The organism is Paraburkholderia sp. BR10923 (assembly GCF_040948765.1).
Classification (GTDB): domain Bacteria; phylum Pseudomonadota; class Gammaproteobacteria; order Burkholderiales; family Burkholderiaceae; genus Paraburkholderia; species Paraburkholderia youngii.
In genome coordinates, this window is the sequence record NZ_JBFPKO010000124.1 from 1 (window position 1) to 1,048 (window position 1,048).

At 64.5% G+C, this 1,048-nt stretch carries 1 protein-coding gene and 1 pseudogene; both read left to right on the forward strand.

Annotated elements, in window-relative coordinates; translation table 11 throughout:
- A pseudogene (locus tag AB3X94_RS41685) lies at window positions 1–97 on the forward strand (electron transfer flavoprotein subunit beta/FixA family protein); the annotation flags it as partial.
- 22 nt (window positions 98–119) lie between these two features.
- Window positions 120–1,048: electron transfer flavoprotein subunit alpha/FixB family protein (locus tag AB3X94_RS41690; protein ID WP_368614455.1), on the forward strand; the 929-nt coding region annotated here is incomplete at its 3' end.

A 1,048-nucleotide genomic window follows, 5' to 3' on the forward strand; every position in this document is an offset into this window, starting at 1 on the left:
GAAGGTCGCCGAGCCTCCGAAGCGCTCCGCCGGTGTGAAAGTGCCGGACGTGAAGACGCTGGTCGAGAAGCTGAAGACCGAAGCCAAGGTGCTGTGAGGAGACGCAAGAAATGACGAATCTGGTTAACCTGGTAGTAGCAGAACACGACGGTGCGTCGATCAAGGCCGCGACGCTGAATACGATCGCAGCGGCACAGAAGATCGGCGGTGAGATTCACGTGCTGGTCGCGGGGCATAACGCGCAGGCCGCGGCCGATGCGGCAGCGAAGATCGCGGGCGTGAGCAGGGTGCTGCTCGCCGACGCGCCGCAGCTGGCCGAAGGGCTCGCGGAAAACGTCGAAGCGACGGTGTTGAAGCTGGTACAAGATGCGGCCAGGAACTACACGCACATCCTCGCGCCGGCTACCGCGTACGGCAAGAACGTCGCGCCGCGTATCGCCGCAAAGCTCGACGTCGCGCAGATCAGCGACATCACCGCGGTGGACAGCGCCGACACGTTCGAGCGTCCGATCTACGCGGGCAACGCCATTGCGATCGTGCAATCGGCTGATCCGATCAAGGTCATCACCGTGCGCTCGACCGGTTTCGACGCCGTCGCGGCCGAAGGCGGCAGCGCAGCGGTCGAAAAGATCGAAGCCGCCGCCGACGCAGGCATCTCGCAATTCGTGAGCCGCGAAGTGACGAAGCTCGATCGTCCGGAACTGACGAGCGCGAAGATCATCGTGTCCGGTGGCCGGGGTCTCGGCAATGGCGAGAACTACACGAAGGTTCTGGAACCGCTGGCCGACAAGCTCGGCGCGGCGCTGGGCGCATCGCGCGCAGCCGTCGACGCGGGCTTCGTGCCGAACGACTATCAGGTCGGCCAGACCGGCAAGATCGTCGCGCCGCAACTGTACGTCGCGGTCGGCATCTCGGGCGCGATCCAGCACCTCGCGGGCATGAAGGACTCGAAGGTCATCGTCGCGATCAACAAGGACGAAGAAGCGCCGATCTTCAGCGTGGCCGACTACGGCCTCGTCGGCGATCTGTTCACCATCGTGCCGGAACT